At 73.1% G+C, this 14607-nt stretch carries 6 protein-coding genes; 2 read left to right on the top strand and 4 right to left on the bottom strand.

Features of this window, described 5'->3' with window-relative positions; genetic code table 11:
* Window positions 1–25: 25 nt before the first annotated feature.
* Window positions 26–1084, bottom strand: a complete 1059-nt coding sequence (locus ACFW22_RS25080; RefSeq protein WP_386408556.1) for a beta family protein — start codon at window positions 1082–1084, stop codon at window positions 26–28.
* Window positions 1085–1586: 502 nt separating this feature from the next.
* Between ACFW22_RS25080 and ACFW22_RS25085 the strand changes: the two genes are divergently transcribed.
* Complete coding sequence (locus ACFW22_RS25085; RefSeq protein WP_386408558.1) at window positions 1587–8510, top strand: DEAD/DEAH box helicase; 6924 nt, start codon at window positions 1587–1589, stop codon at window positions 8508–8510.
* Window positions 8507–10759, top strand: coding sequence for a UvrD-helicase domain-containing protein (locus ACFW22_RS25090; RefSeq protein ID WP_386408560.1), 2253 nt, complete (start codon window positions 8507–8509; stop codon window positions 10757–10759). The genes ACFW22_RS25085 and ACFW22_RS25090 overlap by 4 nt, the downstream gene beginning before the upstream one ends.
* 338 nt (window positions 10760–11097) lie before the next feature.
* Here the strand turns inward: ACFW22_RS25090 and ACFW22_RS25095 are convergent, their stop codons facing one another.
* From ACFW22_RS25095 to ACFW22_RS25105, 3 genes are all read right to left on the bottom strand, one after another.
* Window positions 11098–12648, bottom strand: coding sequence for an MFS transporter (locus ACFW22_RS25095; protein WP_386408562.1), 1551 nt, complete (start codon window positions 12646–12648; stop codon window positions 11098–11100).
* Between the two features lie 102 nt (window positions 12649–12750).
* Complete coding sequence (locus tag ACFW22_RS25100; RefSeq protein ID WP_386408564.1) at window positions 12751–13149, bottom strand: RidA family protein; 399 nt, start codon at window positions 13147–13149, stop codon at window positions 12751–12753.
* Window positions 13146–14354, bottom strand: a complete 1209-nt coding sequence (locus tag ACFW22_RS25105; protein WP_386408566.1) for an acyl-CoA dehydrogenase family protein — start codon at window positions 14352–14354, stop codon at window positions 13146–13148. Before ACFW22_RS25105 ends, ACFW22_RS25100 begins: the two co-directional genes overlap by 4 nt.
* Window positions 14355–14607: the final 253 nt, after the last annotated feature.

The raw sequence follows: 14607 nt of genomic DNA on the forward strand, positions 1-14607 counted from the left end.
CAAGGGGCGCGCGGTGTCCCGGGGGTCAGGGCCCGGTCCGGGGCGTCAGGCTCCGGACGGCGTGCGTCAGGTGCTGGACGTTGCCCTGCTGCAGCCAGGTCGCGGCGGTCCCGGTGCCCTTCGGGCCCCGGCCGTGCGCGCAGTCGCGCAGCCAGGTCTCGGCGGCACTGGCCGTCGCGCCACGGAACTCCGGCAGTGCGACGATCTCCCGGGCCCCGGCCCGGATCGCCGCGGCCCGGTCCTCGCCGCCCGTCGGCACCTTCACGAGGACGAACGAGTCGCCGGTGGTGTAGCGGAGCACGCCCCAGGGCGGGCCGCCGTCGCCGGAGGAGGGGCCGCGGGTGATGCCGCGGGCGGAGTCGGCGCCGTAGTCCCCGTACACCAGGTGGTCGAGGTAGCCGCGGGCGCTGCGGTGCAGTTCGTGCCAGACGTGCCAGTCCGTGCGGGGCTCTTCCGCCGTCCCGGGTGCGACGAGTGCGGCGGTGACGTCGGGGAAGCCGCCGCCCAGGACCGCCGCCGTCCGCCAGGGTGTCAGCGGCATCAGGACGTCGAGGGCCCGCAGCGCCTCCTTCGCCGTGTCGGTGCGGTCGGCGCGGACCGCGCCCAGGTCGAGCAGCAGGTCCGCCTCGACGGCGGGATCGACGCGGGCGAGCAGGTCCCGGACGCCGTGGCCGACGCCGTCGTCCCAGTCGGCGGGAACCATGACCCGTATCGCGAGCCCGCTGCCCGTGCACCGGGCGCTCTCCAGCGTGGCGGACTGATGCCGCCGTGGCCGCTCGGGGCCGGTCACCGGGCGCAACGGACTCACTTCGGCGAGCGCGGACAGCACCGGTGCCAGTGCGGCCAGTTGGTCCTCGTCGGCGAACGGGGCGTCGACCCAGGCCGGATGGTGCCGGTGGACCCTGCTGATGTCGAGGACGTCCCGGCGTACGTCGGCGGCGAGGGCGTCCGGTGGCAGGCCGGCCCTGGGCGGCAGGTTCCACAGCGGCACGACGGCGCGCTGCACGGACGGGCTCAACTGCCGGTAGGCCTTGCGGGCGTGCGGCCTCGCCGGCAGGACGGGAACGTACAGCGGTCCGGACATGGCGGCTCCCCCTCGGCTCGGCCGGTGTCCTGCTCTCGCGCGCTTCTCCCTCGTCGTGTCCCCGGCTTCTCAGGGTCCGCTGCCTCGCCGCCACGCGTAATGGCGCCTTTTCGGCCTTCCTGGCCGGAACCTGCGAGAACCTGGTAGCGCTGTGACCAGCGAGGTACTGTTCGTGAAGCTCGGCAGCCGAACCCCCACGACGTCTGCGCGTACCTGACCGTGCGTCTGCCGTGGCCCCGCTTGTCGACCTCGGCCGTGCCCCGCCCGGCTGCCACACGATTGGGCACCCGCGTGAACCACCGGATCCTCGGACTGACGGTCCGGAACGTGCGCACGTCGACCGCCCGCCGCACGCCCACCGGCGACGACCGCTCCCTGCCGCACTTCGCGAGGGGCGTCCCGGTGGGCCACGGAGCGGCATAGCCCCAGCTCACGGACGACGCGGAAAGCTCTATACGGTGGAACGGATCATCATGGCATCGGCAAGGCGAAGGGGACCGTCGTGAAGCCCACCATGGCCGCCGCCCAGCTGCGCGGCAGTCTGACGCAGTACCTCACGACGACGTACGCCCTCGCCGACGAGGACACCCGCCGGGCCCTGGAGCGGTTCCTCGGGCACCCCGAGACGGGCATCTTCCGGGGGCCCTACCTACGGATCAGGACCCCCTTCCACGTCGCCGACGACCGTTGGCAGCGGGAGCTGGAGTGGACGGCCGGGTTCCCCGGCTTCGCCCCGTACCGGCACCAGGCCACGGCATGGACGCGGCTGTCCACCCTGCACGGTCCCGCCCGGCCGACGCTGGTGACGACCGGAACGGGATCCGGCAAGACGGAGTCGTTCCTCGTCCCGGTCCTCGACCACTGCCGCCGGCAGCGGGCCCAGGGCCGCCGCGGCGTCAAGGCCGTCCTGCTGTACCCGATGAACGCCCTCGCCACCGACCAGGCCGGCCGCATCGGCGACTACCTGGCCCGGCCGGAGCTGGCCCAGGTGACGGCCGGCCTCTACATCGGCGACCGGCCCGACACGGACTTCCGCCGGGTGATGACGCGGCGCGAGGAGATGCGCGTGTCGCCGCCGGACGTGCTCGTCACCAACTACAAGATGCTCGACCTGCTGCTGCAGCGCGGCGAGGACCGCTCGCTGTGGGAGGGCGCCGACCTCGCGTACGTCGTGCTGGACGAGTTCCACACCTACGACGGGGCGCAGGGCACCGACGTGGCCATGCTGCTGCGGCGGCTGGCCGCCGCGACCGGGGCGTCGCGGCCCGGCAGGCCGCTCGGGTCGATCTGCCCGGTGGCGACGTCCGCGACCCTGGGCGAGGGCGCGCCGGGGAAGGAGGCCGGCGGCATCCTCGACGTGGCGTCCCGGGTGTTCGGGATGCCCTTCCCGGCCGACGCCGTGGTCGGCGAGGAGCGGATGTCGGCCGAGGAGTTCACCGGCGCCGTCGACTACGAGCTTCCCGAGCCGCCCACGCCGCAGGAGGTCATCGAGTCCTCGGGCGGTCCCGGCGTGGAGGCCCGGCCCGCCCTGCTGGACCTGGACGGGCTGGCCACGAGGCTGCTGGGCCGCTCCGGTCTCGACGCCTTCCGCACCGGGCGCCTGCTGAAGCGCCACGACTTCACCCACGGCGTGCTGTCGCTGCTCGGCGGCGAGCCGCTGGACGAGTGGGGCCTGCGGGACCGGCTGGCCCGCTTCGGCTACGCGTGGGGGCGCACCGCGCGGGAGAACCCGCAGCTGGTCCTGCAGGCGCTGTCCCGGTTCGTGGCCCTGCTGTCGGCGGCGCGCGACCCGGAGTCCGACGAACGCCGGCCCCGCCCGCTGCTGCACGTCGAGGCGCACCTGTGGGTCCGGCCGGTCACCCGTGTCCTGCGCGGTGTCGGGGCGGCGCCGGAGTTCCGCTGGTACGAGGACGACCGCACCGCCGCCCGCCGGGCCGCGCTGCACGCGGCTCCGCTCACCGACGAGGACGCCGAGGGGGCGTCCGGCGGCTGGCCCTCGCCCTCGTCCCGGCCGCACCCGCTGCCCGGTGCCGACACCGCGGTCCGGCCCGCCGAGGTGCACCTGCCCGCGGTGTACTGCCGCAACTGCGGTCGGTCCGGCTGGGCGGCGCTGTCCCCCGAGGCGGATCCCCAACGGCTGGTCATGGCGCAGGACCGGATCTGGCGGGCGGCGGTGGGCCGGGACAAGCGGCGCATCCGCTACTTCATCGCCGCGACGCAGAGCGAACGGCAGCAGATGCTGGACGCGCTGAGCGGGGCGCGGCCGTCGGACGGCGGGGTCGACCCGCTGTCGGTGGTGGTGCTGGACGGCGGGCAGGGCACGTACCGGCTGCCGACGGCGTCGGACGCGGGTGAGCTGGTCGACGCCTGGTTCGCGCTGGCCGTGCTGGACAAGAAGTCGGCCGACCGGGCCGCCCGGGACGACCGCTGTCCGGCCTGCCACACCGACAACAGCATCCGCTTCCTCGGCACCGCGCAGGCCGCCCTCGCCTCGGCGACCGTCACCCAGCTGTTCACGGGGGGTGACATCGCGCTCGTGCCGGAGGAGCGCAAGACGCTGCTCTTCAACGACTCCACGCAGGACGCGGCCCACCGGGCCGGATACGTGGCGAACGCCTCGTACAAGTTCTCGTTGCGCTCGCTGCTCGCCCACAACCTGGACGGGTCGGGTGCGCCGACCGCGCTCAACGACCTGATCGGGCACGTGCTGGAGTCGGTGGACGATCCGGAGGCGCTGGCCGCCGTCGTACCGCCCGACCTCCACGACGAGCCCGGGGTCGACCGGCTGCTGTCGGGACGCGGTACGGGCGACGCCCGGACCTGGAAGCTGATCGGCGAGCGCCTCGCCTTCGCCACCGTGATGGAGTTCGGGCTGCGCAGCAGGATGGGGCGCACCCTGGAGCTGACGCGGACCGCCGCCGCCGAGGTGGCGGTCGCGGAGCCCGAGCGGGTCACGGCCCTCGCCCGCGACCTCCACCTGTCCCTGCCGGGCCAGCTGCTGGTCACCGGCGGGCTGCCCACGCCCGAGCGCTACCTCGCCTATGTGCGCGGCCTGTTGGAGCGGCTGCGGCTGCGCGGCGCGGTGCACCACCGCTGGCTCGACACCTGGATGAAGGAAGCCGGCACGAACCGGTACCTGATCTCCGGTCGCAGGCCGGAGGGCATGCCCGCGTTCCCCGAGGGCGTCGCTCCCCCGCGCTTCCTGCTGGACGGGCAGAAGGACCGGTCGGAGTTCGACGCGATCACCGGACGTCTGGGCTGGTACCAGGACTGGACCCGCCGCTGCCTGGGGCTGGACGCCGCCGGTGCCACGGAGTACCTGCGCAAGCTGCTGCCCGCACTCGCCGATGAGCGCGTGCTCGCGGTGCGGACCGCGCGGGACCGGCAGACCCGGCTCTACGGTCTGCAGCCGGGGCACATCGAGGTACGGCTGCTCGACGACGCCGTCGTCAACAAGGCCTTCGTCAGCTGCGAGGACTGCGGCTGGCAGCAGGTGGTGGCGCCCGAGCGGCGCACCCGCTGGTACGGGCACCCGTGTCCGCGCTACCGGTGCAAGGGGATGCTGACCGCGCCGCAGCCGGGCATGTCGCGCAGCGGGGCCGGTGTCTCCGGGTTCGGCTCGGCGGTTCGCGAGCGGGACTACACCGGGGACTACTACCGCCGGCTCTATCTGACCGGCGGGACGTTCCGGGTGGTCACCGCGGAGCACACGGGCATGCTCAGCAGGCCGCAGCGCGAGCGCGTCGAGCGCAGTTTCAAGGCGGGAACGCACTACACCGATCCCAACGTGCTGTCGTGCACGCCGACGCTGGAGCTCGGCATCGACATCGGCGAGCTGTCCGCCGTGCTGCTCGGCTCGCTGCCCGGCGGGCCGGCCAACTACGTGCAGCGGGCGGGCCGTGCGGGCCGCCGGACGGGCAACGCACTGGTGGTCGCCTTCGGGGGCCGCCGGGCCCGCGACCTCTACTACCTGGACGCCCCGCGGGAGATGATCGCCGGGACGATCCTGCCTCCCGGTTGCTACCTGTCGGCCGTGGAGATCCTGCGCCGCCAGTACACCGCGCGGCTGTTGGACCTCGCGGCCGGCGGTGGGCTGCGGACCTCCGACGGCGAACCGCTCGCGCCGGTGCCCCGGCTGTCCTCGGCGCTCTTCGGCACCACGGGCTGGTGCCAGGACCTGGCGGACGCCGCGCAGACCCACGGTGCCGCGCTGGTGGAGGACTTCCTCGCGCTGTTCCCGGCCGGTGCCGGCCCGGACGGCTCCGACGGCGGGGGCGTCTCGGCCCACGCGGCGGAGGAACTGCGCTCCTACGCCACCGACGGCATCGTCCGGGCCCTGCAGGAGGCGGAGGAGGACTGGACCGGCCGGCGCGAGGAGCTCCGCCGCAGGATCGCGGCGATCGACGAGGCCGCCGAGCACCTGGTCCGCACGGACGCCGTGCAGGACCGCGAACGCCGGGAACTGCTCGCCGAGCGGCGCGGCGCCGGGGATCTGCTGCGGGAACTGAGCCAGTCGAGTGCCCACGGCACCCTCGTGGAACTGGGCCTGCTGCCGAACTACAGCCTCACCGACACCACCACGCAGCTGGAAGCGACGCTGTACTGGACCCAGACCCCGGACGACCAGGGCGGCAGCCGGGAGGAGGGAGCGGGCGGCGACCCGGCCAAGCGGGTGTACCGCAGTGAGACCAGGGACTACGAGCGCTCCCGCAAGCTGGCCCTGACCGAACTGGCCCCGGGGAACAGCTTCTACGTCAACGGCTACCGGCACGTGGTGCGCGCGCTCGACGTCGGCACGCCGGACCGGCGGGCGTGGGCGGAATGGCGGCTCTGCCCCTCGTGCGGATACGTCCGCACGCACGACGCGCGCAACGACACCGGTCCGTGTCCCCGCTGCGGCGGGCGGGAGATCGCCGACGCCGGCTGCGTGCAGTACGTGCTCCGGCCGAGGCGCGTCGTGTCCCGGGACAAGCGGGACGACGCCCGGGTGCGGGACGACCGGGACGAACGGGACCGGCGGCGCTACGCGGTGCTGACCACGGTCGACGTCGACCCGGAGCGGATCACTCCCGGTTCGTGGCGGCACGAGACCGCCGTGTTCGGCGTGGACTTCACCCGTCAGGCGACCGTCCGCACCCTGAACCTGGGCCTCGACCGCGAGGAGGGCAGCAGCACCGTGCCGCTCGCCGGTGCCGACGTGCGGCTGAACCCCTTCTACGTGTGCACCAGTTGCGGTGGCGCGACGGCGGAGGGCCGCCCCGTGGTGGACGTGTCCCCGCACGCGCTGACGGAGTCGGGCGCGGCGAGCACCCCGGCCGCCGCCCACCATCTGCTGTGGTGCCCGCGCCGTCGGGTGAGGGCGGCCGGTGCGGAGGAGCAGCAGGGCAAGGGGCAGGACGTACCGCTGCTGCTCGCGCACGAGCTGACCACGGAGGCGGTCCGGGTCCTGCTCCCGGCTTCCGTGGCCCGTGCCAAGGAGCGGCTGGCATCGTTCACGGCCGCGCTGTTCGTCGGCATCGCCGCGCAGTACGGCGGCGATCCCGACCACATCGACATCGCCGAGGCGACGATGCCCGATCACGCGGGTGCCGACGGCTCCGACTGGCCGCGGCGCTTCCTCGTGGTCTACGACCGGCTGCCGGGAGGCACCGGCTATCTGCACCGGCTCGCTTCCGCCGACGGCTTCCGGGACGTGCTGCTCAAGGCGCGCGACGCCATCGAGAACTGCGCCTGCCGCGAGAAGGGCCTCGACGGCTGCCACCAGTGCCTGCTGCGTCGCGTGCCGGCGGCCGACTACGACAAGGTCAGCCGCAACGAGGTGCGGCAGATGCTGGAGGACCTCCTCGGCGAGGACGGCTCGCGCTGGCGGACGTCCCCCGTCTCGACGACGCGGCACATCCCGCTGGAGCGGCAGGCCGAGAGCGACCTCGAGATCATGTTCATCGACACCCTCCAGGAGTGGGCGAAGCTCACCGAGTCCGGGGCCGCGGCCGACGCGTACACCACGTCGGCCGGCACGTACGCCCTCGACCTGCGACTGACGGGGGACGACGGGACCACGGTGAGCTGGCGGGTCTCCCAGCAGCGCGCGCTGGACGGCACCCGGCCCGACATACTCCTGGAGCGCCTCGACGCGCCGGGCCCCCGCGTCGCCGTCTACCTCGACGGCTACGCCTACCACGCGACCTCCGAGCACAACCGCCTGGCCGACGACGCCACCAAGCGGACCGCCCTGCGCAGCGAGGGGCTGCGGGTGTTCCAGCTGACGTACGACGACGTCAAGGAGTGGCGCGAGCGGGTACGGGACACCGGGTACGCGGGGACCGGCCCGGCCGACCCGGTCTGGCTGCCCTACCCGGAGCAGGCGCGGAACCGGGCACGCGACTACTACAGCCGGGTCGGCGGAGGTCTGCCCGGCGAGCTGTCCGACACCGTCTGGGTCAATCCCTCCCGGCTTCTGCTCTCCTACCTGCGGTCCCCCGAGGCCTCGCGCTGGCAGCGGCGGGCGGAGGCGGCCGCGGCAGGTCTGAGCGGTGCCGCCGGAGTCCGCGGCTCCGCCCTCGGGGCCGACGTCCTCGTACCCGCCCTGGAGTCGGCGCTGCGGGGCGAGGCGGTCACGGGCGCGGCGGGGCGGATCCAACTGGTGCACGGGCCCGACGGCTCGGGTTGCCGTCTCGTGCTGGCCGCGGACGGCAGGCGCACCCCTCCCGTGTGGACGGGGGTGACGGTCCTGGACGACAGCCCGGAGGCCCTGGCCGACGCGCAGGCCCACCGGCGGCGTTGGCGGGCGTGGCTGTACTGGAGCAATGTGCTGCAGTTCCTCGACCACGGAGGCGGCGACAGCGCCCAGCTCACCACCAGCCTGCTCGACGGCTTCGCCGCCGAGGTGCTCACCGTGACCGGCGGTGAGGGCTGGCTGCCGTCCGCCCGTACCGAGATCGCGACGCAGGTGGAGACCGCGCCGGCCGGAACGGCGGCGTCCACGGTGGAGACCGGCGTCGCCCGGGAGACCACGCGGGCGGCCGGTGACGGCGAAGCCCCCTCGGCGCCGGCGAGGGAACGGGACCCCCGGTGGAACGAGGTGTTGGAGTACCTCGATCCCGACGAGAGCGGCCTCGCCGAACTGGCCCGGGCTCTCGCCGAGGCCGGCGTGCCCGCCCCCGAGGACGGCTACGAGCTGGACGAGCGGGGGTGGCAGGCCGAACTGGCCTGGCCCGTGGCGCGTATCGGAGTGGTCCTCGCCGCCCGGGAGAAGACCGGGGAGCCCGACCACGAGGCGATGGACCGGGACCAGGCGTTCACGGCGGCCGGCTGGGACGTCCGCACCGCGACGGCGTGGGAGGCCGCGGAGCTGGCCGACCGGGTGACGGGACGGGACCGGGGCACGCAAGACGACAGCACGGACAACGGGGAGCACACACGATGACCGTCACCGGCGTGACGCTGCGCCTGCTCGACAAGGCGGACAAGGAGATCCTGAAGCTCCCCCGCACGGTCAAGGGCGCCTTCTTCGACTTCCAGCACAAGTTCAAGAGCAACCCGCACACCACCGGCCTCAAGCTCCAGCAGCTGAAGGGCGACGGCAGACTGTGGTCGGCGCGCGTCAGCGACGACTACCGGGCGCTGCTGATCCGGCTGGCCGAGGACGACTGGCTGATCGTCTCCGTCAAGCACCGCAAGGACGTCTACGACCGGCTGTCGGCGGCCGTCAACCAGGTCACCGGCGGCATCGAGTACGTCGACCTGGAGGTCGTCGAGGAGAGCGTCCTCCGTCGCCTCCCCGCTCCGCCGGCCGCCCCGGCGACCGCCCCCGAGCCGGCCGAACCGGCAACGCCCCCGCGGTTGTTCGCCGCCTGGTCCGACGAACGGCTGACGGACCTCGGGGTCGCCGCACCGCTGATCCCGGTCATCCGGACCCTCACCACCGAGGACCAGCTGCTGGGGCTCGTCGAGTACGCGCCGCAGCTCACCGGTGAGGTGCTGCTCTCCCTCTTCGACGGCAAGTCCTACGACGAGGTCCTCGACCAGGTGACCACGCCGGTCGCCGCCGCCGAACCGGTCGACCCCGAGGACTTCCAGGCCGCCGCGCAGCGCCCGGCGACGGTGGTCACCACGTCCGACGAGGCGCTCCGGGAAGCCCTGGAGGGCGGTGACTTCAGCCGCTGGAAGGTCTTCCTGCACCCGACGCAGGCCAAGCTCGTGGAGCGGCGCTACTCGGGGCCGGCCCGGGTCGGCGGCGGCCCCGGCACGGGCAAGACCATCGTCGCCCTGCACCGGGTGCGTCATCTGGTGCGGCAGCTGCGGCCGGGCCGTGACAAACCGGTCCTGCTGACCACGTACAACAAGAACCTCGCCGCGGATCTGCGGTCCCGCCTGCTGGAACTGGGGGGCGAGGAACTGCTGTCCCGCGTCGAGGTCAGCCACGTCGACCAGCTGGCGCTCCGCATCGTGCGCGAGGCCGAACCGGGCAGCGGGAAGCAGGTGATGGACGACGGCCAGGCCGTACGGGAATGGCGGGCACTGCTGGACGAGCTGGGCGAGGAGGGCTGGGACGCCGAGTTCCTGCACGACGAATGGACGCAGGTGATCCTCGGGCAGGCCGTCGCCACGCGTACCGACTACTTCCGTGCCCGGCGGGCCGGCCGCGGCCGGAACATCACCCGCGCCGAACGCGCCGCCGTCTGGCAGCTCACCGAGCGCTTCACCCAGCGCCTGGACCGGCTCGGCCGCCAGACCTGGGACCAGGTCGCCGAGCGCGCCGCGCGTCTGGAGATGGGACGGGAGCAGCGCATCCTCTCCCTCGCGCGCCAACGGGAGGAGGCGGGCGGTCTCGACAACATCCACGTCCAGGACGGTTCGGGCGGCTGGCTCCGCTTCCGGTACCGGCACATCGTGGTGGACGAGGCGCAGGACCTGCGGCCCGCGCACTGGAAGATGCTGCGGGCGATGGCCCCCCGGGAGGCGGACGACCTCTTCCTCGTCGGCGACACGCACCAGCGCATCTACAAGAACCAGGTGACGCTGGGCAGCCTGGGCGTCAACATCAGGGGCCGGTCGTCGAAGCTGAGCCTGAGCTACCGGACGACGCGTCAGATCCTGCGCTCCGCTCTCGACGTGCTCGGCGAGACGGACTACGACGACCTCGACGGCAGCAAGGAGACGCTGGCGGGCTACCGGTCCGTCCTCAGCGGTGGTCAACCGTCCGGGCACTCCTTCGCGGACTGGGCGGCGGAGCGTGAGGGCATCGCGGCGCTCATCGAGGAGTGGGACGCCGATCCTGACCTGCGCATCCCGCACGAACAGATCGCGATCTGCGTGCCGACCAACCAGATGGCCTCCGAGATCGGCTACACGCTGGGAGTGCGCGGCATCCGGCCGGTGGAGATCCGTGCCGACGGGCCGCATGGAGACGGCGGGGTGCACATCGGCACGATGTTCCGCTTCAAGGGACTCGAGTACCAGCGGATGATCATCGCTGGTGTGTCGGACGGCTTGGTTCCGCGCGAGGCGGTGAGCCGCTTGCGCACGAGCGATCCCGGGCGGTACCGCCAGGAGATGCAGCGCGCCCGGTCCCTGCTGTTCGTCGCGGCCACCAGGGCCCGGGACAGCGTGGACGTCTTCTGGCACGGCACGCCCAGCCCGTTCCTCGGCCCGGCCCTGACCCGACGGGAGTAAAACCCGACCGGGCCCACTCCACGACCGCGTCCGAACGGCACTCCCCTGGTACTTCCCCCGGGCTTTCGGCCGCACCTGCGGGCAGGACCGTGAAACAGCCGAAGGGGAATCCGCCCGGGTCGGTCACTCGGGAGATGGGGCGCGACCGGCCCTGGAGCCGCCGAGCCCTTTCCGGCTGATCCGACGGGGCGGGGTGCCGGCTCCGGTCTTCTCGTGGTCCTCGGCTTCCTTCTCCTCGGCGCGAGCCTCGTACCGGGTCACCTCGTAGAAGTGCCGCAGCTGGTCGAGTGCCCGCTCTGAGAGCGGCCGGCCGGAGGGCGTGCCGGCCGCGCGGCCCCTCAGCCGCCCGGCATCATCCCCGCCCCGCCCTTGAGGCGTTCGATGTCCGAGGCGCGGACCTGGATGACGAACAGGGCGATGAGGAAGGCCACGGCACCGAAGATGGCGGCGGTGACGAAGCCGGCCGAGACGCCGGAGGTCAGCACCTGGTCGCCCCAGGGTGGTGGGAGCTGGCCGGTCTGGGCGAACTGTGCCTTCTCCAAGGGGCTCGCCTGGGAGAGGAACAGGGGCACCTGGACGTCCGCTTCGTTGCGGCTGGCGGTGCCGAAGACCGTGACCAGGATCGACAGGCCGAGCGAACCGCCGACCTGTTGCATGGCGTTGAGCAGTCCGGACGCGGCCCCGGCCTCCTTCTGCTCGACGTTGGACAGCGCCATGATGGTGAGGGAGACGAACATCAGGCCCATGCCGAAGCCGAAGACGAGGATCGGTCCGAGGACGCTCCCCAGATAGGTGGAGTCCACATCGGTCAGGGTCAGCCAGGACAGCCCCGAAGCGGCGAAGAGCGAACCGACCACCATGAAGGGTTTGGGCCCGTAGCGCGGCAGCAGGTTGGAGGTGATCCCGGCGCCGACCGCGATGATCGCGCTGACCGGCAGGAAGGCGAGGCCGGTCGCCAAGGGGCTGAAGCCGAGGACCTGTTGGACGAAGAGGGTGAGGAAGAAGAACATCCCGAAGATCGCCGCCGCGAGGCACAGCATGATGGCGTACGTTCCGGAGCGGTTGCGGTCGGCGAACATGTGCAGCGGGGTGATCGGTTGCTGCGAGCGCCGTTCGTTCAGGATGAACACGGAGAGCAGGACGACCGCAGCGATGAACGAGCCGATCGCGTAGGGGTCGCGCCAACCCTCCTGGGCCGCGCGGATGAAGCCGTACACCAGGGCGACCATGCCGAGCGTCGAGGTGAGGGCACCCGCGAGGTCGAAGTGGCCGGGGTGCCGTGCGGACTCCTTGACGTGACGGGGCGTGAGGGTCGCGATGAGCACGGCGATCGGCACGTTCACGAAGAAGATCCAGCGCCAGTCGAGCCATTCGACGAGCATGCCGCCGGCCACCAGTCCGATCGCCCCGCCACCGGCCGAGACGCCCGCGAAGACGCCGAAGGCCCGGTTGCGTTCCGGGCCTTCGTCGAAGGTCGTGGTGATCAGGGAGAGCGAGGTCGGGGAGGCGATGGCGCCGCCGACGCCCTGGAGCGAGCGGGCCGCGAGGAGTTGCCACTCGCTCTGGGCCAGTCCGCAGAAGAGCGAGGCCAGTCCGAACAGGAGCACGCCGAAGATGAACACCCTGCGGCGACCGAGGATGTCACCGGCGCGGCCGCCGAGCAGCAGCAGGCCGCCGAAGGTCAGCGTGTAGGCGTTGACGACCCAGGACAGGCTGGTGGTCGAGAAGTCGAGCGCCCGCTGGATGTGGGGCAGCGCGATGTTCACGATGGTGATGTCGAGGACGACCATCAGCTGGCAGGAGGCGATGACGAACAGGGCAATGCCCTTGCCGTCGCCGCCCTTCGGTGCCGCGGTCTGCTGCGGGGTGCTTGGCTTGGGGGTACTCATGAGGCATCGCGCCCTCACCGGTGGGACCCGTGGGCCGATCAGTCCACCTTTCGACACTAAGCCCGCCCCCAGAGGGCGACCAGTTGATCTTCCTTCGGTCCGTCACTCCAGGACGGCGGTGCCGTCCAACTCCACCAGTGCCTGCTCGTCCCAGAGCCGCACGACCCCGATCACGGCCATCGCCGGATAGTCACGCCCCGCCAACCTGCGCCAGATCCTGCCGAGTTCGTGCGCGTGCAGACGGTAGTCGGCGACGTCGACGGCGTAGACGGTGACGCGGGCGAGGTCGGCGGGCGAACCCCCGGCGTGCCGGAGGGCGGTGAGGAGGTTGGCGAGCGCGGTCTCGAACTGCTCGGGCAGGGACTCCCCGGTCACCTTGCCGTCGCGGTCGAGACTGGTCTGTCCGGCGAGGAAGACCAGCCGGGTCCCGGTGGCGGTGACCGCGTGGGAGAAACCGGTGGGCGGGGAGAGTTCGGCGGGGTTGTGTCGGTGCAGGCTCACGCGATCGGCTCCTTCCGGCGGGACGGCGCGTGCGGTTCCTCCCCGCTCCGCGCCTCCCCCCGTGGCGTCGTGGCGCCGCGGGCGGCCGTGCGGCCCGCGTACAGCTCCTTGGCGATGATCGTGCGCTGGACCTCGGTGGCTCCCTCGTAGATCCGGGGCGCACGGACTTCGCGGTAGAGGTGCTCCAGGAGGTGGCCCCGCTGGAGGGCGAGGGCCCCGTGGAGCTGGACGGCCGCGTCGACGACGTACTGGGCGGTCTCGGTGGCGAGGAGCTTGGCCATGGCCGAACGCCGGGGGACGTCCGGGTCGCCCTCGTCGTACGCGACGGCCGCCGCGTACACCAGGAGGCGGGCGGCCTCGGTGCGGGTGGCCATCTCGGCGATGCGGTGCGAGACGGCTTGGAGGTCGGCGAGGACGCCGCCGAAGGCGGGGCGGACGGAGGTGTGGGCGAGGGCGGCGTCGAGGGCCGCCTGGGCCATGCCCACGGCGAAGGCTCCGACGCTGGGCCGGAAGAGGTTGAGGGTGTTCATGGCGACGCGGAAGCCCCGGTCCGGCGCGCCGAGCAGGTCCTCGGGGCCGACGGGGACGCCGTCGAAGGTGAGGGTGCCCAGGGCGTGCGGGGCGAGCATGTCGAGCGGTTCGCCGCCGAGCCCGGGGCGGTCGGCGGGGACGAGGAAGGCGGTGACTCCGCGGGCTCCGGCGCCCCGGGTGGTGCGGGCGAAGACGGTGGCGAAATCGGCTTCGGGGGCATTGGAGATCCAGCGCTTCTCGCCGTGCAGGCGCCAGCCGCCGCGGCCGTCCGGCACCGCGTCGAGGGCGAGGGCCGCGGCGTCCGAGCCGGCGTCGGGCTCGGAGAGGGCGAAGGCGGCCACGGCGCGTCCGGCGGTGGCCTCGGGGAGCCAGCGGGCGCGCTGGGCGGCGGTGCCGAAGGCGGCGACGGGGTGGGTGCCGAGGCCCTGGAGGGCGAGGGCGGTCTCGGCCTCGGTGCAGCTCCGGGCGAGGGACTCGCGCAGGAGGCACAGGTCGAGGGCGCCGGCGTCGAAGACGCGGGCGAGGAGGCCGAGCTCGCCGAGGGCGGCGACGAGGGGCCGGTTGACCCGGCCCGGTTCGCCCTGGTCGGCGAGGGGCTTGAGTCGTTCGGCGGCGAGGGCGCGGAGCTCCGCACACCAGGTGATCTGGTCGGGTTCGAGCGAGAATGCGGGCATGTGGGCCCTCTCTGACGCCCTCGGGCGCCCTGGTTCCGGCGCCGTGCGGCGCCCGTACGGCGGCGCCCTCGGGCGCCCTGTCCCCGACGCTCCTCGACGCCCCGGCACCGACGTCCTCCGACGCCCGTGCGGCGGCGCTCGCGGGCGCCCTGCTGCACGCTCCCTCCGCTGTCCCCTGGGCTACGCCCTTCGACGCTCTTGTCGCGAACCGTTGACTGCCGTCACCAACACGATACGCTCATGGAGCGACGGT

Origin of the sequence: Streptomyces sp. NPDC058872, assembly GCF_042743065.1 — a bacterium.
GTDB lineage: Bacteria > Actinomycetota > Actinomycetes > Streptomycetales > Streptomycetaceae > Streptomyces.

Excerpts from the sequence above, each read along its gene's own strand:
- ACFW22_RS25095 (WP_386408562.1), bottom strand. The coding sequence starts at position 12,648 with ATGAGTACCCCCAAGCCAAGCACCCCGCAGCAGACCGCGGCACCGAAG.
- ACFW22_RS25090 (WP_386408560.1), top strand. The coding sequence starts at position 8,507 with ATGACCGTCACCGGCGTGACGCTGCGCCTGCTCGACAAGGCGGACAAG.
- ACFW22_RS25080 (WP_386408556.1), bottom strand. The coding sequence starts at position 1,084 with ATGTCCGGACCGCTGTACGTTCCCGTCCTGCCGGCGAGGCCGCACGCC.
- ACFW22_RS25105 (WP_386408566.1), bottom strand. The coding sequence starts at position 14,354 with ATGCCCGCATTCTCGCTCGAACCCGACCAGATCACCTGGTGTGCGGAG.